The 20,332-nt window shown below is 63.1% G+C and carries 19 protein-coding genes; 12 read left to right on the forward strand and 7 right to left on the reverse strand.

The features are described 5' to 3' along the window. The first annotated feature begins 8 nt into the window (after positions 1 to 8). The 7 genes from ACFC2Y_RS05820 to ACFC2Y_RS05850 all read left to right on the forward strand — a co-directional run bounded on the left by ACFC2Y_RS05820 (position 9) and on the right by ACFC2Y_RS05850 (position 8,723). Complete coding sequence (locus tag ACFC2Y_RS05820; protein WP_375174191.1) at positions 9 to 1,253, forward strand: glycosyltransferase family 2 protein; 1,245 nt, start codon at positions 9 to 11, stop codon at positions 1,251 to 1,253. 131 nt (positions 1,254 to 1,384) lie between these two features. Continuing rightward, positions 1,385 to 2,278, forward strand: coding sequence for a UTP--glucose-1-phosphate uridylyltransferase GalU (gene galU / locus ACFC2Y_RS05825; protein ID WP_375174190.1), 894 nt, complete (start codon positions 1,385 to 1,387; stop codon positions 2,276 to 2,278). A 12-nt stretch (positions 2,279 to 2,290) separates the two neighbouring features. Then, positions 2,291 to 3,274, forward strand: coding sequence for a UDP-glucose 4-epimerase GalE (galE, locus tag ACFC2Y_RS05830; protein ID WP_375174189.1), 984 nt, complete (start codon positions 2,291 to 2,293; stop codon positions 3,272 to 3,274). After that, positions 3,234 to 4,538, forward strand: a complete 1,305-nt coding sequence (locus ACFC2Y_RS05835) for a glycosyltransferase family 4 protein (RefSeq protein ID WP_375174188.1) — start codon at positions 3,234 to 3,236, stop codon at positions 4,536 to 4,538. Before galE ends, ACFC2Y_RS05835 begins: the two co-directional genes overlap by 41 nt. A gap of 73 nt (positions 4,539 to 4,611) precedes the next feature. Next, positions 4,612 to 5,598: a glycosyltransferase family 2 protein gene (locus ACFC2Y_RS05840; RefSeq protein ID WP_375174425.1), complete on the forward strand. Its 987-nt coding sequence runs from the start codon at positions 4,612 to 4,614 to the stop codon at positions 5,596 to 5,598. After that, positions 5,595 to 7,298, forward strand: coding sequence for a beta-1,6-N-acetylglucosaminyltransferase (locus ACFC2Y_RS05845; protein ID WP_375174187.1), 1,704 nt, complete (start codon positions 5,595 to 5,597; stop codon positions 7,296 to 7,298). The genes ACFC2Y_RS05840 and ACFC2Y_RS05845 overlap by 4 nt, the downstream gene beginning before the upstream one ends. Then, complete coding sequence (locus ACFC2Y_RS05850) at positions 7,299 to 8,723, forward strand: sulfotransferase family 2 domain-containing protein (RefSeq protein ID WP_375174186.1); 1,425 nt, start codon at positions 7,299 to 7,301, stop codon at positions 8,721 to 8,723. A gap of 4 nt (positions 8,724 to 8,727) precedes the next feature. Here ACFC2Y_RS05850 and ACFC2Y_RS05855 read toward each other — a convergent pair whose 3' ends face one another. From ACFC2Y_RS05855 to ACFC2Y_RS05880, 6 genes are all read right to left on the reverse strand, one after another. Beyond that, positions 8,728 to 9,192: a PTS sugar transporter subunit IIA gene (locus ACFC2Y_RS05855; protein WP_375174185.1), complete on the reverse strand. Its 465-nt coding sequence runs from the start codon at positions 9,190 to 9,192 to the stop codon at positions 8,728 to 8,730. Positions 9,193 to 9,228: 36 nt separating this feature from the next. Then, a complete protein-coding gene (hpf, locus tag ACFC2Y_RS05860) occupies positions 9,229 to 9,798 on the reverse strand; it encodes a ribosome hibernation-promoting factor, HPF/YfiA family (protein ID WP_375174184.1) in 570 nt (189 codons plus the stop codon). Positions 9,799 to 10,041: 243 nt separating this feature from the next. Further along, positions 10,042 to 10,800 (reverse strand): LPS export ABC transporter ATP-binding protein, encoded by a 759-nt coding sequence (lptB, locus tag ACFC2Y_RS05865; protein ID WP_375174183.1) that lies wholly within the window; start codon positions 10,798 to 10,800, stop codon positions 10,042 to 10,044. A 3-nt stretch (positions 10,801 to 10,803) separates the two neighbouring features. Next, the gene (gene lptA / locus ACFC2Y_RS05870; RefSeq protein ID WP_375174182.1) at positions 10,804 to 11,286 is read right to left on the reverse strand and encodes a lipopolysaccharide transport periplasmic protein LptA; all 483 of its coding nucleotides are present in this window, start codon (positions 11,284 to 11,286) and stop codon (positions 10,804 to 10,806) included. A gap of 11 nt (positions 11,287 to 11,297) precedes the next feature. Next, positions 11,298 to 11,900 carry an LPS export ABC transporter periplasmic protein LptC gene (gene lptC / locus ACFC2Y_RS05875; RefSeq protein WP_375174181.1) on the reverse strand — a complete coding sequence of 201 codons (603 nt, stop codon included), beginning with the start codon at positions 11,898 to 11,900 and terminating at the stop codon, positions 11,298 to 11,300. A gap of 42 nt (positions 11,901 to 11,942) precedes the next feature. Then, a complete protein-coding gene (locus ACFC2Y_RS05880; RefSeq protein WP_375174180.1) occupies positions 11,943 to 12,557 on the reverse strand; it encodes a ribonuclease D in 615 nt (204 codons plus the stop codon). A 233-nt stretch (positions 12,558 to 12,790) separates the two neighbouring features. Here ACFC2Y_RS05880 and katG point away from each other — a divergent pair, with 233 nt between their 5' ends. Both katG and ACFC2Y_RS05890 read left to right on the forward strand, forming a co-directional pair. Next, complete coding sequence (katG, locus tag ACFC2Y_RS05885; protein WP_375174179.1) at positions 12,791 to 14,980, forward strand: catalase/peroxidase HPI; 2,190 nt, start codon at positions 12,791 to 12,793, stop codon at positions 14,978 to 14,980. Between the two features lie 316 nt (positions 14,981 to 15,296). Next, positions 15,297 to 16,211, forward strand: a complete 915-nt coding sequence (locus tag ACFC2Y_RS05890) for an aminotransferase class IV (protein ID WP_375174178.1) — start codon at positions 15,297 to 15,299, stop codon at positions 16,209 to 16,211. Here ACFC2Y_RS05890 and ACFC2Y_RS05895 read toward each other — a convergent pair. Then, entirely contained in the window at positions 16,196 to 16,714 is a 519-nt protein-coding gene (locus tag ACFC2Y_RS05895) for a DUF2478 domain-containing protein (RefSeq protein WP_375174177.1), read from the reverse strand. The genes ACFC2Y_RS05890 and ACFC2Y_RS05895 overlap by 16 nt on opposite strands. 257 nt (positions 16,715 to 16,971) lie before the next feature. On the opposite strand from ACFC2Y_RS05895, the gene napF reads away from it, so the two are divergent. Genes napF through napA form a run of 3 tightly spaced genes read left to right on the forward strand, consistent with a single transcriptional unit; the run spans position 16,972 to position 20,314 of the window. Beyond that, a complete protein-coding gene (napF, locus tag ACFC2Y_RS05900) occupies positions 16,972 to 17,535 on the forward strand; it encodes a ferredoxin-type protein NapF (protein WP_375186124.1) in 564 nt (187 codons plus the stop codon). Beyond that, positions 17,532 to 17,825, forward strand: a complete 294-nt coding sequence (locus tag ACFC2Y_RS05905) for a chaperone NapD (RefSeq protein ID WP_375174175.1) — start codon at positions 17,532 to 17,534, stop codon at positions 17,823 to 17,825. The genes napF and ACFC2Y_RS05905 overlap by 4 nt, the downstream gene beginning before the upstream one ends. Beyond that, on the forward strand, positions 17,822 to 20,314 hold the full coding sequence (gene napA, locus ACFC2Y_RS05910; RefSeq protein ID WP_375174174.1) for a nitrate reductase catalytic subunit NapA: 2,493 nt from the start codon (positions 17,822 to 17,824) through the stop codon (positions 20,312 to 20,314). Before ACFC2Y_RS05905 ends, napA begins: the two co-directional genes overlap by 4 nt. Positions 20,315 to 20,332: the final 18 nt, after the last annotated feature.

Consider the following 20,332-nt stretch of genomic DNA (forward strand, 5'->3'; position numbering starts at 1 on the left):
CGCCGCTCATGGCCAGCACACCCGTCAGCGTGATCGTTGTCAGCCGGGGCCGGGGCGAAAGCCTCGGCCTCACGCTTGTCGGGCTGAGCCGCCTGATCCACGACAATTACGAGATTGTCATCGTCGCCGATACCGAAGGACAGGCCGCTGTCCGCCGCGCAGGGCTGGCGGAGCAGGTCAAGATCATCCCCTTCGCCGATCCCAACATATCCGAAGCGCGCAATCGGGGCATCGCCGCCGCAGCGGGGGAAATCCTCGCTTTCATCGACGATGATGCCGTCCCGGAACCCACCTGGCTGCGCTATCTGACCGAACCTTTCGCCGACCCGGAGGTTGCCGCGACAGGCGGGTTCGTCATCGGGCGCAACGGCATCAGCTTTCAATGGAAGGCTTCGGCCGTGGATTACACGGGCCACTCCGACCCCCTGCCCGTCGATGAAACCCGCCCCACGGTGCTGACCCCGCCCGCCGGGCGCGCAATCAAGACCGAAGGCACCAACATGGCCTTCCGCCGCTCGGTTCTGGCCGGTCTGGGGGGCTTTGACCCGGCCTACCGCTTCTTCTTGGATGAAACCGATCTGAACATGCGCCTGGCCAAGGCCGGACATGCCACCGCAATCGCCCCCTTGGCCCGCGTGCATCATGCCTTCGCCCCCTCCCCCCGGCGCGCGCCCTCCCGCGCCCCGCGCGATCTGTTCGAAATAGGGGCGAGCCTGTCGGTCTACCTGCGCCGCCACTGTCCCGACGCCGAACGCCGCACCGTGGTGGAAGCTTTCACCCGTGCACGACACAGGTCTCTTATCGATCATATGGTCGCCGGTCGGCTGGAGCCGCGCGACGTACTGCGCCTGCGCCGCCGCCTCTCCGACGGGCTGCGCGTCGGCAAAGAACGGCCCCTCGGCCCGCTCGCCGCGATCGGACATGCAAAAACCGCGTTTCTGCCCTTTACAAGCCTTACACGTAAACCAGGTATAGTGCTGTCCGGATCGTTCCGGTCTCGTCGCAAACTACGTCGGCAAGCCGCTGAAATGGCTGCGAAGGGCTGCTCTGTAACGCTCTTCCTGTTCAGCTCGACAGCGCTGTACCACCGGGTGCGGATGCGGCGTGACGGCGTTTGGGAACACCGCGGCGGGACCTGGGGCCGCAGCGACAGAGCAGGAAAAATTGTGCAATTGACCACGAAACGGAAACGGAAACGCGCAGAAATCGGCAAAATCGCGGCACAACGTGGTATCGACCCGCAAAACAGTTGAGAATCGCGGTCAATGCGGTCTTCTTCGGCGCCGGAAAGAAGTTTTTCGTGGGTTGCGGTAGAAACCGTTGCAATCGACTGACATTGGCTAGGCCAATCCCTACAGTCGGTATTGGAACAAAGTGAGTGGATATGAAAAACAAGATCACCAAGGCCATCTTTCCCGTTGCAGGCATGGGAACGCGATTCCTTCCCGCGACCAAGTCGGTGCCGAAAGAGATCATGTCGCTGGTCGATCGACCGCTGATCCAATACGCGATCGACGAAGCCCGCGCGGCAGGCATCAAGGAATTCATCTTCGTGACCTCGCGCGGCAAGGCCGCGCTGGAGGACTACTTCGACCACGCCCCACAGCTGGAATCCGAACTCAAGCGCAAGGGCAAGACCGACCTCCTGAACGAGGTCAAGAACACCAACATGGACAGCGGCGCCATCGCCTACATCCGCCAGCACAAGCCCCTGGGCCTGGGTCATGCGGTCTGGTGTGCGCGGCGTCTGGTGGGGAATGAACCCTTCGCGGTCATCCTGCCCGACGATATCATCGCCGCCGAGAAACCCTGCCTGAAACAGATGGTTGAAGCCTTTGCCGAGAATCCCGGCTGCATGGTCGCGGCCATGGAAGTCCCGAAAAGCAAGGTCAGCTCCTACGGGGTTCTCGACGTCAAGGAGGACCACGGCGCCCTCGTCTCGGTCAAAGGCATGGTTGAGAAGCCCGCACCGGGCGAAGAACCCTCCAACCTCGCCGTGATCGGGCGCTACCTGCTGACGCCGCAAGTCTTCAAGAACCTGAACTCCAAGCAGACCGGCGCGGGCGGTGAAATCCAGCTGACCGATGCCATCGCGCAGGAAATCAACGAGGATCGGCCCGTCTACGGCTACCGCTTCCAGGGGCAGCGATATGACTGCGGGTCCAAGTCCGGCTTCCTTCAGGCCACCGTGTCCTTCGCCTTGGCCCGCCCCGATCTGCGGGACGATCTGATGAACTTCCTCCAGGAAGTCGTCAGCGTCGACAAGGCGGCGCAGTAAGACGGCGTTCCGATGGACAAGGTACTGGTGACAGGCGGTGCGGGCTATATCGGCTCGCATGCCTGCAAAGCCCTTCGCGCCGCCGGATTCGAGCCGGTGACCTTCGACAACCTCGTGACAGGCTGGGAAGAGGCGGTCAAATTCGGCCCCTTCGAGAAAGGCGACCTGCTGGACCGCGCCCGCCTGGACGAAGTCTTTGCCACCCACGATCCTGTGGCCGTGATGCATTTCGCCGCCCTTAGCCAGGTCGGCGAGAGCATGAAGGAACCGGGGCTCTACTGGCGCAACAATGTGCAGGGGTCGCTCAACCTGATCGAGGCCGCCTGCGACGCGGGTTGCATGAATTTTGTCTTCTCCTCGACCTGCGCCACCTACGGCGACCAGGACAATGTTGTGCTGAACGAAGACAGCGAACAGCACCCGATCAACGCCTACGGCGCCTCCAAGCGCGCCATCGAGGATATCCTCACCGACTTCGGCAATGCCTATGGGCTGCGCCATGTGATCTTTCGCTACTTCAACGTCGCGGGCGGCGATCCCGAAGGCGAGGTGGGCGAATTCCACCGGCCCGAGACGCATCTGATCCCGCTGATGCTGGATGCGATCGACGGCAAACGTGACGCGCTTACGATCTTCGGGACGGACTATGAGACGCCGGATGGCACCTGCATCCGCGATTATGTGCACGTTTGCGATCTGGTCGACGCGCATATTCTCGGGCTAAGGTGGCTTATGGACGGCAAGCGGAGCCGCGTGTTCAACCTGGGCACCGGGTCCGGTTTTTCCGTTCGCGAAGTGATCGACCATTCCCGCGCGGTGACGAACAAGGCCGTGCCCTACAAGGAAGGACCGCGCAGACCCGGTGACTGTACCAAGCTGGTGTCGGGCTCGACCCGCGCCGAGACCGAACTGGGCTGGCGCCCGACACGGTCGACGCTTGACCAGATGATCGCCGATGCCTGGCGGTGGCATCAGACTGGCCACTACGACAAATAACCCCCCTCCGACCCGACTTCTCGACCTGACACGGCTGGCCAGCCGACCGGGGCGGCAGCCCACGGGGATCGACCGGGTCGAAATGGCCTACCTGCAGCATCTGCTGGATCTGGACGCGCCGATCTGGGGGCTTGTGCGGCTTTCCGTCGGATATGTTCTCCTCGATCGCGGCGGGCTGACGTCCTTTCTGCACCGGGTCCAGGGTCAGACGGCCTGGGGCAAACCCCGCCTGCTGCTGCGCCTCGCCCGACGCCTGACCCCGCTTCAGCGACAGGTGCAAAGCGACCTTTGGCGGCTGGCCGCCTTCCGGGTTCTGGGCCGCAGGCTGCCCCGGCTGCTGACGCATCTGCCCACGGGCATCGGCTATCTCAACGTCGGCCATTCCAACCTGACCGAACACACGCTCAACGCCCTGGACAACCACCCCGACACCCGGATCACGGTGATGATCCACGATACGATTCCGCTGGACCATCCGGAGTATTCCCAGCCCGAGGCGGTCGACAGATTCCGCGGCCTGCTGCGCCGTGTGATGCACCATGCCGATCTGATCCTGTGCAACAGCATCAAGACCCGCGAAGACGTGCAGCGCCATATGGCGGAATTCGCCAAGGAAGAAAGCACCGAGGCCGAGCCGTCGGAAGAGACCATCACCGCCGCCCTGCCCCGTATGGTCATCACCCCCCTGGGGATCACGATGCCACGCCCCGATCCCGCCGCCCTGCCGGTCGACCTGCCCGAGGACCGGCCGCTGTTCGTCGTCCTGGGCACGATAGAACCGCGCAAGAACCACAAAATGCTGGTCGAGATATGGGAGAAATGGGACGAGAAGGAGGACGGCCCGCGCCCGGTCCTCGGTATCATCGGCGCCCGCGGCTGGCGCAACGAGGACCTGTTCGACAGGCTCAACCGCACGCCGCTGCGGGGACGGGACCTTTTCGAATGGCAGGGGCTACCGGACAAGGCCGTCGCTGCCGTTCTGGCCCGGGCCAATGCCCTGCTCTTCCCCAGTTTCGCCGAAGGGTACGGCCTCCCCCCGGTGGAGGCCGCCGCGCTCCAGACCCCTGTGATCAGTGCCGATCTGCCCTCGGTGAAGGAAAGCCTGGGGGATTTCCCAGTTTACCTGGATGCCGGGGATAGCTATTCTTGGAAAAAGGCCATCAAGAGCCGTGTTGAGGTTGGACGGTCGGTGACCGAGGGGATGAGGGGCTTTGCACCTCCTTTCTGGGAAGAACACTTCAAGGTCGTCTTAAAGATGACCTGATATGTGGCACCCCGAAGGACCCGGCGGTCGTGGTCTGGAAGGGCGGGCGTTGAGCATCGTTTCGTCATATCGCCTGAGGCTCCAGCGGCGACGCTGGCTGATCCGCGCCGTGCGCAAGCGGCGGGAATTGCAGCCTGTTGCCAACCGCACCCGGGCGATCCGCAAATCCGATGTCCTGCTCTATTGCACCGCCCGCAACGAACGCATCCGCCTGCCCTATTTTCTGGACTACTACCGCCAGCTCGGCATCGGACATTTCCTTTTCGTCGACAATGACAGCACCGATGGCTCCGCCGACTATCTGGCGGATCAGCCGGATTGTTCGGTCTGGCAGACCCGCCGCAGCTACAAACGCGCACGATTTGGCATGGATTGGATCAACTGGCTGCTGCTGCGCTATGGGCACGGCCACTGGTGCCTTACAGTCGATCCGGACGAATTCTTCATCTACCCCTTCTGCGACACGCGGCCGATCCAGGCACTGACCGATTGGCTCGACGCCTCCTCGATCAAGAGCTTCTCGTCCATGATCCTGGACATGTATCCCAAGGGCCGGATCGACGACGAACCCTATCGCGAAGGGCAGAACCCGCTGGAAATCGCATCGTGGTTCGACAGCGGCAACTACGTGATCAAAAAGAACAAGCGCTACGGCAACCTCTGGATACAGGGCGGCCCGCGCCAGCGCGTCTTTTTTCCCGATCAGCCCGAACTGGCGCCCGCGCTCAACAAGATCCCGCTGGTGAAATGGGAACGGAAGAACGCCTATGCGTCGTCCACCCATATGTTGCTCCCGCGCGGGCTGAACCTGACTTACGACGAATGGGGGGGCGAAAAGGCCTCCGGCCTGCTGCTGCATACCAAGTTCCTCGACACCTTCTCCGACAAGGCTAGGGAGGAATTGACGCGCGGCCAACACTACAGCGCCTCTGTCGAGTACAAGGCCTATGCGGAGCTGATGCGCGACGACCCCGAGCTTTGGTGCAAGTGGTCGGAGAAATACATCAACTGGCGTCAGTTGGAGATCCTCGGCCTCATGTCCAAGGGGAACTGGGCGTGAGCGTCGGGATCATCATGCTGGTGCACACCGCACTGGACCGTGCTGAACAGGTGGCCCGGCATTGGGCGGCGGCGGGCTGCCCTGTCGTCATTCATGCCGATGTCTCCGTCCCCCCCAAAACCTACAAGGCCTTTGTCAAATCCCTGTCGGATACCGACGCGATCCGCTTCACCCGCAGGCATCGCTGCGAATGGGGCACCTGGGGCATTGTTGCCGCAACGCAGGCGGCCGCCGAGACGATGCTCAAATCCTTTCCGGAGGTCCGGCACGTCTACCTCGCTTCCGGCTCCTGCCTGCCGCTGCGACCGGTGCAGGAGCTGATCGACTACCTCGCCGACCGGCCGCGCACCGATTTCATCGAAAGCGCGACGACCGCCGATGTCCCCTGGACAGTGGGCGGGCTCGACAGCGAACGCTTTACCCTGCGCTTTCCCTTCGCCTGGAAGAAACACCGCGTCCTCTTTGACGGCTACGTCCGCCTGCAACGTCGTCTGCGCCTGAAACGCAGGATGCCGAACGGCATCGTGCCGCATATGGGATCGCAATGGTGGTGTCTGACGCGGCAGACCCTTTCAGCCATCCTGCAGGACCCGGAGCGGGAGACTTACGACAGGTTTTTCAAACGCGTCTGGATCCCGGACGAAAGCTATTTCCAGACCCTCGTCAGGCTCTATTCCAGCCATATCGAAAGCCGCTCGCTCACCCTGTCGAAGTTCGATTTTCAGGGCAAACCGCATATCTTCTACGACGATCACCTGCAATTGCTGCGCCGGTCCGATTGCTTTGTCGCGCGCAAGATCTGGCCCCGCGCCGACCGCCTTTACGAGGCCTTCCTGACCGACGAAGCCCATGCGATGAAGCGGACCGAACCGAACCCGGGCAAGATCGACCGGATCTTCTCCCGCGCGGTCGAACGGCGGACCCGTGGTCGCCCCGGCCTCTACATGCAAAGCCGCTTTCCCAACCGGAATTGGGAGAACGGTTTGACCGGCGCGAAATATTCTGTCTTCCAGGGTTTTGCCGAACTCTTCGACGATTTCGAAACCTGGCTGGCGCGCAGCACCGGCTGCAAGGTTCACGGCCATCTCTTCGCCCCGGACCGCGCGCATTTCTCCTCCGGCCAGCGGGTCATCAACGGCGCCCTGTCCGACAGCGCCGCGATCCGCGATTATCGCCCCCGCGCCTTTCTCACCAACCTGCTGTGGAACACCCGGGGCGAACGGCAGTGCTTTCAATTGGGCCCGATGGACAATCAGGGGGCAGCCTGGGCCATGGCCAAGGATTCAAACGCCCAGATCTCGGTCATCTCCGGCGCCTGGGCCGTCCCCCTGTTCCGGGCGAACCGCGATTTTTCCGAACTGCGGGCCGAAGCCGCCCGGCTTCAGAAGATCGAAAGCGAATTTCTGGACAAGCTCCGCTCGTCCGCTGCCAAGGCGCGGGTGCGGGTCTGGACCATGGCGGAATTCGTGGAAAACCCGATGGAGCCGCTGCAACTGATCATCGACGAGCTGGGCGCCAAGAATGCCCGCCGCCTGACCGAAGCGCCGAAGATGATGGATCTGACAGGCTTTGGTCAATTCCTTCAGAATTTGAAGAACCAGGGGATGCATCCCCATCTCATGGGCGATTTCCCGACCGAGGCCGCCACCAACCGCCCGGCGCATCACCGCCAACGCAAACCCTATCTGGTGAAGAAATAGATGGTCGAGTTCGAGTACTTCGTGGTCTTCGCTGAAATGCGCACCGGCTCCAATTTTCTGGAAGCGAACCTCAACGCCTTTCCCGGCCTCTCCTGCGTGGGAGAGGCCTTTAACCCGCATTTCCCCGGCTATCCGAACAAGACCGACTGCCTTGGCATCACGCAGGAGGCGCGGGATGCCGACCCCTACAGCCTGATCGCGGCTGTGAAGGCACAGGACAGTCTGACCGGCTTCCGCTTTTTCCACGACCATGACGAACGCGTACTCGACACGGTCTTGAACGATCCGCGTTGTGCCAAGATCATCCTGACCCGCAACCCGGTGGACAGCTATGTCAGCTGGAAGATCGCGCAGGAGACCGGGCAGTGGAAGCTGACCGATGTGCGTCGCCGCAAGGAGGCCACCGCCATTACCTTCGACGGCGAGGAATTCGAAACCCACATGGCGCAGCTGCAGCAGTTCCAGATCCGGCTGACCCACGCGCTGCAGACCACCGGCCAGACCGCGTTCTACGTCGCTTACGAGGACCTGCAAGACGTGGCTGTGATGAACGGCCTTGCCCGCTGGCTGGGCCAGCAGGACGAACTGGCCAAGCTGGATGACAAGTTGAAACGGCAAAATCCATCGCCAATTTCTGAAAAAGTTGAAAACTTCGAAGAGATGGAGCAGGCGCTTGCCCGGCTGGACCGGTTCAACCTCTCGCGCACGCCGAATTTCGAACCGCGCCGAGGGCCGAATGTGCCCTCCTATCAGGCCGCGGTGAAGACTCCGCTGCTCTACATGCCGATCCGGGGCGAGATCGACCGCCAGATTTCCGACTGGCTGGCCGCGCTCGACAGTGTGGACCGCGCCGATCTGCCCGGGAAGTTCACGCAAAAGCACCTACGGCAATGGATGCGGGCCAACAAGGGGTTCCGCAGCTTTGCCGCGATCCGCCATCCTGTCGCCCGGGCGCATTCCGTCTTTTGCAATCGTATCGTCAAAACCGGGCGCGGCGCCTATGGCGAGATCCGCCAGACTCTGCGCCAGAAATACAAACTGCCGATCCCGGGCCGCAACTCCGATGGCCCCTACCCGGTGCAGGATCACCGGCAGGCCTTTGCCATGTTCCTGGATTTCCTCAAAGCCAACCTGACCGGCCAGACCTCGATCCGCGTCGATCAAAGCTGGGCGACACAAAGCAGCGTGCTGGAGGGGATGGCGGGCTTCTGTCTGCCAGATCACATTCTGCGCGAGGACGAATTGGCCGACGCCCTGCCCCGCCTCGCCGCCGAAGTCGGCCATCCCGCGCCACCCCGTCCCGGACCGACGCCGGAGGACACGCCGCACCCGCTCTCCGCCATCTATGATGACGAGATCGAACAAAAGGCCGCCTCGGCCTATCAGAGGGATTATCTGGTGTTTGGCTTCGGCGCCTGGCGCTGACGCCTCAGGCCGCCTGGCTGTCCTGGTCGGAGGTCAGCAGCGCATAAAGCGTCGCCACATCGTGGTTCGCCCGCAGCTTCTTGCACAGGTTCGCATTGCGCAGGGTCCGTGCCACCAGCGCCAGGGCCTTCAGGTGCTCCACCCCGGCCTCCTGCGGTGCGAATAGCGCCATGACCACATCGACCGGCTGCCGATCCACCGCGTCGAAATCCACCGGCTTTTCCAGCAGGATGAAGGCCGCGGTCATATCCGTCACGCTGGATAGGCGCGCATGCGGCAGCGCCACGCCATGGCCCACACCCGTGGGGCCAAGCGTTTCCCGCTCCATCAGCGCCTCGATCACGGCAGATGTGTCGTAGCCATAGGCGGCATGCGCCAGCTCACCCACATCATGCAGGAGACGCTTTTTCGAAGACGCCGAGGCAATAACTTTTATCGCCTCGGGCTTGAGGATCTCGGTTAGGGTCATCTTGTCCTTACGCTCGGCGCGGGATGGCCCGCTGCCTCAGTTTCTGGGGTCGATCCAGCCGATATTGCCGTCTTCGCGGCGATACACGACGTTCACCCCCTCCTTACCCTCGTTTCGGAACACGAGAACCGGCGCACCGGCCAGTTCCATCTGCATCACCGCCTCGCCAACGGAAAGAGACGGAATTTTCGCCTCCATCTCGGCCACGATGATCGGCTGAAGCGTTTCGGCTTCCGATTCCTCGTCTTCCTTCTCAGCCGCGAGGATATAAGAGGACGCTCCGAAATGTTCAACCGGCTCTGCGCGCTGCTTGTGATGGTCTTTCAGACGGCGTTTGTAGCGCCGCAGTTGCTTGTCCATCTTCTCGCAGGCATCGTCAAAAGCTGCATAGATTTCATTGGCATGCGCCTTGGCCGACGCATTCAGACCCGAGCTGAGATGCACCGTCGCCTCGCAGACGAACTCATGCCCGGACTTGGAGAAAACGACGGAGGCATCCGTCGGGCGCTGCGAGTATTTCTCCATGACCGAGCCAAGTTCGGTTCTGACATGTGTCTGGAGCGACTCGCCGACATCAATGTGCTTGCCGGTAACTTCGTAACGCATTCCATCTCCTTTCATGACATTTCGCGCGTTCGCCTCGGGGCATGTGAGTGCCACGGCGCCTAAGGTCGAATGCATAGGAAAGACAGTTGAAACTCTTTGATCTCGCGCAAGATAGGCAAGGAAGTTTCAGGCCGGATCAGAAGCTTGGCAACTGTCATACTATATATGAAAGGACGGCGGGGCCTGCTGTCAATGGCTGCGCTGAGCCGGTGGTTGCCAAAGGCTTGCCTGAGACCCGCCTTTTCAGGAGATCCGGAAACTGTCGCCCAGATAGACACGCCGCACGTTTTCGTTCCGCACCACATCATCTGGTGTGCCGGACATCAAAACCTTGCCGTCATGCAGGATATAGGCGCGGTCCACGATCTCCAGCGTCTCGCGCACGTTGTGATCGGTGATCAGAACCCCGATGCCACGCTTTTTCAGATCCGCGACGAGGTGGCGGATATCCGCGACCGAAATCGGATCGACCCCGGCAAAAGGTTCGTCCAGCAGCAGGTACTTCGGATCGGCGGCCAGACAGCGGGCGATTTCCACCCGGCGCCGTTCCCCGCCGGACAGGGCCATGGCAGGCGCGCGGCGCAGGTGCTCGATCGAAAACTCCGACAGCAGCTCTTCCAGCCGCTCGCGCCGCTTGTGGCGGTCGCGATGCGTGATGTCGAGAATGGCCGAGATGTTGTCCTCGACCGACAGGCCGCGAAAGATCGACATCTCCTGCGGCAGATACCCGATGCCAAGCCGCGCCCGGCGGTACATCGGGAGGCCCGTCACGTCCCGTCCGTCGATGGTGACGCGTCCCCCTTCGGGGGTGACCAGCCCGGCGATTGCATAAAAGGTGGTCGTCTTGCCCGATCCGTTCGGGCCCAGCAATCCCGCGACCTCGCCCTGGTCGACCTTCATGGTCACATCCCGGATCACCACACGTTTCTTGTAGGACTTGCGCAGATTGTCGATGCGCAGGCCCTGGTCGCCACTGTGGATCTGAAGGTCGGGGGTCGCCAAAGATCAGTCTTCCCTGGGGTTGAGGATCGTGCGCACACGTCCGGACATCTGCGCATTGCCGGTATCGAGGTTCACGACCATGCGTTGCCCCGACAGGGTGGAGGTCCCCTGCGCCACGAGGACGCTACCCTCCATCACGATCTGGCCCTGGTCGATATCGTAATCCGCCCGCTCGGCCTCGGCCGCGTCATCACCGCTGACAAGGGTGACACCGCCGGTCGCCTGCATCTTGCTGATCCGCTCGCCGTCCTCGTCATAGACGACCAGAACCCGCGGCGCGGCCAGGCGCATCGTCCCCTGGATGATTACAACATTGCCCAGAAACTCCGCCGTGCCGTCCGCCTCGCTCACGCGCAGATCGTCGCTCTCGACCTCCACCGGCGCCTGCGGGTCGACATTGCCGGAGCCGAACGCCGTCTGCTGCGCCGCCACCACAAGGGGGAAGACGGCCAGAAGGCCAATCGCAAACAAACGGAAAAGACTCATGTCAAATTACCTCAGTCGGATGCGGGGAGGTATATCAGCTTGACGCCGTCGGTGAAGCGTAAACGCACATCGCCCTCCGGCTCCTCCGCCTGCAGGACCATGCGCCCGGCGACGAAACGCCCCGGCGGCCCCTCGCCGCGGACCTCTCCGGGTGTCTCCGCATAGATACGGTCCATCCCCGCGGTCAGTTTCTCCGTCTCCACCCGATAGCCAGAGGAGGAGACGATGACCACCCCGCCCTCCAGGTGCGCCTGTCCCTCGGGTTCCGCCATTGTCGCCGTGTCGGAGCGGAAGGTGATGGTGCCGCCCGTCACTATATCGATACGCGCCCGAACATCTTCGGCGATGACCGACCCCAGCCCCTCGCCCACGGGTCGGGCGGTCTGGGCGACAAAGGCGATCATATCGCCATCTTCCGACGCTCCGGCGAAGGTCGGGCGCAACACCCCCTCGCTCAGCCCGTTTTCGCCCAGACGGACGTCGGCAAATGGCAGGTCTTCGCGCACCTCCCGCGTTTCCGACAGCATGAAGACGGTCGACAGCAGGCCGAGCGCTGTCAGCGGCAGGAGGATCTTGAGTCCGCTGACAAGGCGTGAATATCCATCGCCCGCCATGGCCCGCTCATGCCTCGTCCGGGCGATATGCGGCCCGGTGGTTCATGAATGCGCGAAGATATCCGTGTCGGGCCAGCCCATCAGATCCAGCTTCGCCCGCATCGGCAGAAACTCGAAACAGGCCTGCGCCACCTCGGACCGGCCCTCGCGGGCTAGCCGCGTGTCCAGTTCGTCCCGCAGGCGATGCAGATAGAGAACGTCAGAGGCCGCATATTCCAGCTGCGCCGCCGTCAGCTCCTCCGCCCCCCAGTCGGAGGATTGCTGGACCTTCGACAGATCCACGCCGATCAGCTCCTGCGTCAGGTTCTTCAACCCGTGGCGATCCGTGTAGGTCCGCACGAGGCGCGAGGCGATCTTGGTGCAATAGACCGGCGCGGCGAGCGCGCCAAAGGCATTGTACAGCGCGGCGATGTCGAACCGGCCGAAATGGAACAGCTTCAGCACCTGCGAGTCCTCCAGCATGCGGCAGAGGTTCGGCGCCGCGGTCTGGCCGAGGGCAATCTGCACGATATGGCTGTCGCCGTCGCCGCCCGACATCTGCACCACGCACAAACGGTCGCGATGCGGGTTCAGCCCCATGGTCTCGCAGTCGATCGCAACAACCGGCCCAAGGTCCAGCCCGTCCGGCAGATCGCCCTGATACAGATGATTTGTCACGCGGCACTCCCTCTCGACCTTCGGCGGAGATAGCGTCGAAGGGCGACACTTGCAATTCACCCTGGTGTCACTGGGCCACCGGGCCCGGTTGAGCGGGCCATATCATAAGATCGACTTATCAATACGATCAGGCAACTGCGGGTGTCCCTGATGCACCTCCCCTGATATGGTCCGCGCAACGGCCGAGTCACCGGCCTGACCTAGCAAAATTCCTAGCGAAGGGAGATCTCATCATGGACGGCAACGATACCCAAACCGGCGGCTGCCCGGTCGTGCATACCGGCGGTCAGGGCCGGTCGAACAAGGACTGGTGGCCGAACCAGCTGAACCTGAAGATGCTGCACCAGAACGGCCCGGCCGGAAACCCGATGGACCCCGATTTCGACTACGCCGAGGCGTTCAAGAAGCTCGACCTCGACGCCGTCAAGGCCGACATCGCCGCCCTGATGACCGACAGCCAGGACTGGTGGCCCGCCGACTGGGGGCACTACGGCCCCTTCATGATCCGCATGGCCTGGCATTCCGCCGGCACCTACCGGATCGGCGACGGCCGCGGCGGCGCAAGCGCCGGTCAGCAGCGCTTTGCCCCGCTGAATTCCTGGCCGGACAACGCCAACCTCGACAAGGCCCGCCGCCTGCTCTGGCCGGTCAAGGCGAAGTACGGCAACAACCTCAGCTGGGCGGACCTTATGATTCTCGCCGGGAACGTCGCGCTGGAAACCATGGGCTTCAAGACCTTCGGTTTCGCGGGTGGCCGTGCCGATGTGTGGGAACCCGAGGAAGACGTCTACTGGGGCACCGAGGAGGAGTGGCTCGCCCCCTCCGACAACCCCAATTCGCGCTACTCCGAAGGGCGCGCCCTGGAAAACCCCCTCGCCGCCGTGCAGATGGGCCTGATTTACGTGAACCCCGAAGGCCCCGACGGCAATCCCGATCCGCTCAAGGCCGCCTTCGACATCCGCGACACCTTTGGACGGATGGCGATGAATGACGAGGAAACCGTCGCGCTGATCGCCGGCGGCCACACCTTCGGCAAGACCCACGGCAAGGGGAGCCCGGACGACATTTCGCACGAACCCGAAGGCGCCGACATCGTCGAGCAGGGTTTCGGCTGGCGGCACAAACACGGTCTGCACGGCGATGACACCTTCACCTCCGGGCTTGAGGTGATCTGGACCACCAAGCCGACCGAGTGGAGCAACCTGTTCTTCAAGAACCTCTTCGAATACGAGTGGGAGCTGACGAAATCCCCCGCCGGGGCGCACCAGTGGAAGCCCAAGAACGAAGAGTCGGTGGAAACGGTCGAAGACCCGCACGTCGAAGGCAAGCGCCGCGTGCCCAACATGCTGACCACTGACCTCGCCCTGCGGTTCGATCCGGAGTACGAGAAAATCTCCCGCCGCTTCTATGAAAACCCCGAAGAGTTCGCCGATGCCTTTGCCCGCGCCTGGTTCAAGCTGACGCACCGGGACATGGGGCCGAAGGTGCGGTACCTGGGCAAGGAAGTGCCGTCGGAGGATTTGATCTGGCAGGATCCGGTGCCTGCCGTCGATCACCCGCTGGTCGACGCCGCCGACATCGCGGACCTGAAGGGCGAACTGCTGGGCGCGATCTCGCAGCGCGACCTGATCTACACCGCCTGGTCCTCGGCCGCGACCTTCCGCAACTCGGACAAGCGCGGCGGTGCGAATGGTGCCCGAATCCGCCTTGCCCCGCAGAAGGACTGGGAGGTCAACGAACCGGAGACCCTGGCCAAGACCCTCAACACGATCGAGGCGATCAAGGCGAAGTTCGATGCCAAGGGCGACAAGAAGGTCTCCATCGCCGACTTGATCGTCCTGGGTGGCTCCGCAGGGATCGAAGCCGCGGCCAAGGCCGCCGGTCACGATATTGAGGTGCCCTTCACCCCGGGTCGCGGCGACACCACGGACGAGCTGACCGACGCCGAAAGCTTCGACCCGCTCGAGCCGCTGGCGGACGGCTTCCGCAACTACGTTCACGCCGATCACCTTGTCCCGGCCGAAGCCCTGCTGGTCGACCGGGCACAGCTTCTGGCCCTCACCGCGCCGGAAATGACCGTTCTCGTCGGCGGGATGCGCGCGCTGGATGCCAACTTCGACGGCGCCAAATACGGCGTGCTGACGGACCGCCCCGGTCAGCTGACGAACGATTTCTTCGTCAATCTGCTGGATATGGGCACCGCCTGGGCCGACACCGGCGATGGAAAGACCTTTGAGGGCACCGACCGCAAGACGGGCGACAAGAAGTGGACCGGCACCCGTGTCGATCTGGTCTTCGGCTCGAACTCGCAGCTGCGCGCCCTGGCCGAGGTCTATGCCCAGGCCGACAACGGCGAGAAGTTCGTGAAGGACTTCGTCGCCGCCTGGACCAAGGTGATGAACGCGGACCGGTTCGACATCTGATCCGGTTTCGGGCCTGAGACATGAACGCCGCCCTCCGGGGCGGCGTTTTTCGTTCCCGAGAGGAGCCGAGCCATCGACGGGCCGCGGCGCGGCGATCCGACCTCCGATCAGCAGCACTTTATGCCAGCCGTGGCAGCTCTCTGCCCGAGCACCGCGCAAATGGTGCCCAATCGCCGGGCCGAAGGGGCGGCCCGGCGATGGCGCGGCGGGCCTGCGGCCCTTGACTCCGCGCCTCACCGCGTCGTCCCAACCATGGCTTGGCAGGGGTTTGCCGCTCAGGTTAGGTCTGAACCGAACCCGTTCAGGAATCCGCCCCATGACCCCGCTCTCCGCCTCCTCCTCCCAAAGCTACGTCGCCGACCCCCGCAACGAGGCGGTGGAGATCTATGTCGACGGAGAGTTCTACCCGCGCGACGCCGCCAAGGTCTCGATCTTCGATTCCGGCTTCGTCCTTGGCGACGGTGTGTGGGAAGGTCTGCGCCTGATCGACGGCAAGCTGCTTGCCATCGACGACCACATGGACCGGCTTTACGAGGGGGCGAACGCGATCCAGCTGGATATCGGCATGGACCGCGACGCGCTGGTCGGGGAAATCCGCAAGACCCTCGACCACAACCGCATGACCGACGGCGGACACATCCGCCTGATGATCACCCGGGGTCTCAAGTCCACGGTGAACCAGGACCCCCGGTTCATCGTCGGCGGCGCGACCATCGTCATCGTGGCGGAATACAAGCAGCCCAATCCGGAGCTCAAGGCAAAGGGGTTGAAACTGATGACCTCCACCATCCGCTGTTCCACGCCGGATGTCTTTGATCTGCGGCTGAATTCCCACTCCCGCCTGAACTTCATCCAGGCCCTGATCCAGGCAATCAACATGGGCGCTGACGAGGCGCTGATGCTGGATGACCGGGGCTTTGTCGCTTCCTGCAACTCAACCAATTTCTTCATCTTCCGCGGTGAGGAGCTCTGGACCTCCACCGGCGCTGCCTGCTTCAACGGGATCACCCGGAAAAAGGCCATCCACCTCTGGCGCGAGGCCGGGTTCACGGTGCGCGAAACGGACTACACCCTGGCGGAAACCTATGGCGCGGAGGAGGCCTTTGTCACCGGCACCCTGGGCGGCATCACCCCGGTCGGCATGATCGACGGCCGCCCGGTCGGGGCAGGTGTCCCCGGCCCGATGACCGCGAAGCTGACAGCGCTTTACGACGCCTATCTGGCCTGTTGATCGCCGACCCGCTGCGCCGCGACCCAGGACAGGATTGCGGCAACCTCACCCTCGACCTCCTGCTCCGACCCGGCGGCGAAGTCGCGGAAGGCGTCGATATTCAACGGGTTGACCACCGTCAGCACCGGGATCCCACGCGCCAGCGCCGCCGCGATCGTTTCACGGAACCCGCGGCCCTGTGCCTCCTGCGCGCCGAACTTGTTGAGGATGAAGATATCCGCCCCGCCCGCGACCTGTTCGGCCACATAGCTGACACCGCCTTCCAATGCGCCGACATCCATCCGGCATCCGCGCGACCCGCGCCCCAGATGCTGCGCGATCGGGAAACTCGGGCCGTCGGGCAGGCATTTCAGATCCATGTCGCAGGGATGCGCGCCGTCGTCCGGCGCCCGTTCCTGGATCAGCCCGGTGACACGCAAGCCTTGCGACCGCAGCACATCGGCCACCTCGCCCAGCACTGCGTTCGGCACGCCCCGATCCGCGCTATGGATATATCCCAACATGTCCGCCCTCAGCATTCCGGAGACCTGATGCACGATTCGCCCGTCTGGACGCCAGACGCAAGGCAGATTGGACGCTGCCTTGCGCCAGCGCAAATCGCCACTTGCGGCAGCTCAAACTTCACCACCTTAAGTTGATCGCCCGTCTACATTTTTCGAACTGTAAGAGAGATCTCGCCGATTTGGTCGGAGCATTCTGTTGAAAAGAGAAGCCGTCCTTCGATAACGTCATGGTAACCAGTACGTGATCGAACTGTCACATGGATATGATCTCATGCGACAGGGTCACCGGTCATTCGGAGGAGGGCAGCTTGCGAGCCACCGCATCCAGCCGACGGAACTTCTTGCGAGGCAAGTTCAACCGCCTCGACAAGGCGATCATGCGTCCCCCGCATGCGTCTGATCAGTTCGAATCCCTTTGCAATCAATGTTCTGACTGCGTAAGCGCCTGCCCCGAAGCCATCATCATCCGCGATGAGGATCGCCGTCCGGTGGTCGATCTCCGGCTGGGAGAATGTACTTTTTGCGGCGCCTGCGCGGAGGCCTGCCCGACCGGCGCCCTTGATCCCGACTTGCCGTTGGACTGGCCCTGGCAGGCACAGATCAGCGAAGCCTGCCTCGCGCAACAGGGCATTTCCTGCCGCGCTTGTGAGGATGTCTGCGACCCGCAGGCCATCAAATTCCGTCTCCAGCTCGGCGGAAGGTCACAACCTGTTATTGATCTTGGTCAATGCACCGGGTGCGGCGCCTGTGCTCATACATGTCCAGCGCAAGCCGTTTCGTTCCAACGAAAACAGCCAGCCAGCCCGGAGGGGGTCGAATGAATATCTGCGGTTGCCTCGTGCATGTCGCGACACATGCCCTGGACCAGGCCCGGGAGGGCATCAACGCCATCGCCGGCGCCGAAATCCATGCCGAGGGCGACGACGGTCGCCTCGTCGTCGTGGTCGAGGATACCGAGGACTCCTATGCCTCCGATCAGATCATGGCCATGCACCAGGTGCCCGGCGTGCTCTCTGTCACCCTGAATTTCCACCATTTCGAGGACCCCGCCCAGGCGGCGGCCCCGTTCGACACCCCCACCATCCCCCCAATCCGGAGGACCGATGCATGACACATTCGGAGTCACGCCGCACTTTTCTCAAGGCGACCGCCGCGGCCAGCACCGCCGCCGCCGCCGGTATCCCGCTCGCAACCGGTCAGGTCGCCGCGCAGGTCCGGACGCCTGACATCCGTTGGGACAAGGCCCCCTGCCGGTTCTGCGGCACCGGCTGTTCTGTCCTCGTCGGCACCAAGGAAGGCCGCGTCGTCGCCACGCAGGGCGACCCCGACGCGCCGGTCAACCGCGGCCTGAACTGCATCAAGGGCTACTTCCTGTCCAAGATCATGTACGGCAAGGACCGCCTGACCACCCCGCTGCTGCGCAAGACCAACGGCGTCTATGACAAGAACGGCGAATTCGAACCTGTCAGCTGGGACGAAGCCTTCGACGTCATGGCCGAGAAGTGGAAGGAGGCGCTGAAGGCCAAGGGCCCGACCTCCGTCGGCATGTTCGGCTCCGGCCAGTGGACCGTCTGGGAAGGCTATGCCGCCGCCAAGATGATGAAGGCCGGCTTCCGCTCCAACAACATCGACCCGAACGCGCGTCATTGCATGGCCTCGGCCGTGGCGGGCTTCATGCGGACCTTCGGCATCGACGAACCCATGGGCTGCTACGACGATCTGGAGGCGGCGGACACCTTCGTCCTCTGGGGCTCCAACATGGCTGAAATGCACCCGATCCTCTGGTCCCGCCTGACCGACACCCGCCTGACCAAACCGGGCTGCGAGGTCCATGTGCTGTCGACCTTCGAGCACCGCTCGTACGAGCTGGCCGACAACGACATCATCTTCAAACCGCAGACCGATCTGGCGATCCTGAACTACATCGCCAACTACATCATCCAGAACGACGCCGTGAACTGGGAGTTCATGGAGAAACACGTCAACATCACCAAGACCGACACCGATATCGGCTATGGCCTGCGCGACGAACACAGGCTGCAGGAGGACGCCGAGAACCCCAATTCCGGCAAGCTCACCCCGATTGATTTCGAGGAATACAAGGCCTCCGTCGCCGGATACACGGCTGAAATGGTCTCCGCGCTCTCCGGTGTTCCAGTCGATAAGCTGGAACGCCTGGCGCAGCAGTACGCCGACCCGAACCGCAAGGTCATGTCGCTTTGGACCATGGGGTTCAACCAGCATACCCGCGGGTCCTGGGTCAACTCGCTGATGTACAATGTCCACCTGCTGACCGGCAAGATCTCCGAGCCGGGCAACTCGCCCTTCTCTCTCACCGGCCAGCCCTCCGCCTGCGGCACGGCGCGCGAGGTCGGGACCTTTGCGCACCGCCTGCCCGCCGACCTCGTGGTGATGAACCCCGAACACCGCGCATTCTCCGAAAAGATGTGGAAGATCCCGGAGGGCACCATTCCCGAAAAGCCGGGCCTGCACGCCGTGGCCCAGAACCGCGCCCTCAAGGACGGCACGCTCAACGCCTACTGGGTGCAGTGCAACAACAACATGCAGGCTGCGGCCAACATCAACGAAGAAGGTCTGCCCGGGTATCGCAACCCCGAAAACTTCGTCGCCGTCTCCGACCCCTATCCGACGGTCACCGCCATGGCCGCCGACCTGATCCTGCCCACGGCCATGTGGGTCGAAAAGGAAGGGGCCTACGGCAACGCCGAGCGTCGGACCCAGTTCTGGCGTCAGCAGGTCGATGCTCCGGGCGAGGCCAAGTCCGACCTCTGGCAGCTGATGGAATTCTCCAAACGTTTCACGGTCGAGGAAACCTGGGGGGAGGAGCTGATCGCCAAGATGCCGGAACTGGCCGGAAAGACGCTCTATGAAGTGCTCTATGAGAACGGCCAGGTGAACAAATTCCCGCTGGAGGACACCTACGAAGGGTTCGCCAACGACGAATCCAATCACTTCGGCTTCTACGTGCAGAAGGGCCTTTTCGAGGAATACGCCGAATTCGGCCGCGGCCACGGTCACGACCTGGCGGATTTCGACACCTACCACCAGGCCCGCGGTCTGCGCTGGCCCGTGGTCGACGGCAAGGAAACCCTCTACCGCTTCCGCGAAGGCTATGACCCCTATGTCAAGGAAGGCGCGGAGGTCGAATTCTACGGCCACGGCGACGGCAAGGCCAAGATCATCTCGGCCCCCTACGAGCCGCCCGCCGAAGAACCGGACGAGGAATACGACCTCTGGCTCTCCACCGGCCGCGTGCTGGAGCATTGGCACTCCGGCTCGATGACCCGCCGCGTGCCGGAACTGCACCGCGCCTTCCCCGCCGCCGTGGTCTTCATGCATCCCGACGATGCCAGCGCGCGCGGGCTGCGCCGCGGGCAGGAGATCATGATCTCCACCCGGCGGGGCGAAATGCTGAGCCGCGTGGAAACCCGGGGCCGGAACAAGCCGCCGAAGGGCCTGGTCTTCGTGCCGTGGTTCGACGAGGGGCAGCTGATCAACAAGCTGACGCTCGACGCGACCTGCCCGATCTCCAAGGAGACGGACTTCAAAAAATGCGCCTGCAAGGTCGAACGGGCCTGAGCGCCGCCTGAACACTGA

Origin of the sequence: Pseudooceanicola sp. (genome assembly GCF_041987405.1) — a bacterium.
GTDB lineage: Bacteria > Pseudomonadota > Alphaproteobacteria > Rhodobacterales > Rhodobacteraceae > Pseudooceanicola.

Excerpts from the sequence above, each read along its gene's own strand:
- ACFC2Y_RS05820 (WP_375174191.1), top strand. The coding sequence starts at position 9 with ATGGCCAGCACACCCGTCAGCGTGATCGTTGTCAGCCGGGGCCGGGGC.
- galU (WP_375174190.1), top strand. The coding sequence starts at position 1,385 with ATGAAAAACAAGATCACCAAGGCCATCTTTCCCGTTGCAGGCATGGGA.
- galE (WP_375174189.1), top strand. The coding sequence starts at position 2,291 with ATGGACAAGGTACTGGTGACAGGCGGTGCGGGCTATATCGGCTCGCAT.
- ACFC2Y_RS05835 (WP_375174188.1), top strand. The coding sequence starts at position 3,234 with ATGCCTGGCGGTGGCATCAGACTGGCCACTACGACAAATAACCCCCCT.
- ACFC2Y_RS05850 (WP_375174186.1), top strand. The coding sequence starts at position 7,299 with ATGGTCGAGTTCGAGTACTTCGTGGTCTTCGCTGAAATGCGCACCGGC.
- ACFC2Y_RS05855 (WP_375174185.1), bottom strand. The coding sequence starts at position 9,192 with ATGACCCTAACCGAGATCCTCAAGCCCGAGGCGATAAAAGTTATTGCC.
- hpf (WP_375174184.1), bottom strand. The coding sequence starts at position 9,798 with ATGCGTTACGAAGTTACCGGCAAGCACATTGATGTCGGCGAGTCGCTC.
- lptA (WP_375174182.1), bottom strand. The coding sequence starts at position 11,286 with ATGAGTCTTTTCCGTTTGTTTGCGATTGGCCTTCTGGCCGTCTTCCCC.
- lptC (WP_375174181.1), bottom strand. The coding sequence starts at position 11,900 with ATGGCGGGCGATGGATATTCACGCCTTGTCAGCGGACTCAAGATCCTC.
- katG (WP_375174179.1), top strand. The coding sequence starts at position 12,791 with ATGGACGGCAACGATACCCAAACCGGCGGCTGCCCGGTCGTGCATACC.
- ACFC2Y_RS05890 (WP_375174178.1), top strand. The coding sequence starts at position 15,297 with ATGACCCCGCTCTCCGCCTCCTCCTCCCAAAGCTACGTCGCCGACCCC.
- ACFC2Y_RS05895 (WP_375174177.1), bottom strand. The coding sequence starts at position 16,714 with ATGTTGGGATATATCCATAGCGCGGATCGGGGCGTGCCGAACGCAGTG.
- napF (WP_375186124.1), top strand. The coding sequence starts at position 16,972 with ATGGATATGATCTCATGCGACAGGGTCACCGGTCATTCGGAGGAGGGC.
- ACFC2Y_RS05905 (WP_375174175.1), top strand. The coding sequence starts at position 17,532 with ATGAATATCTGCGGTTGCCTCGTGCATGTCGCGACACATGCCCTGGAC.
- napA (WP_375174174.1), top strand. The coding sequence starts at position 17,822 with ATGACACATTCGGAGTCACGCCGCACTTTTCTCAAGGCGACCGCCGCG.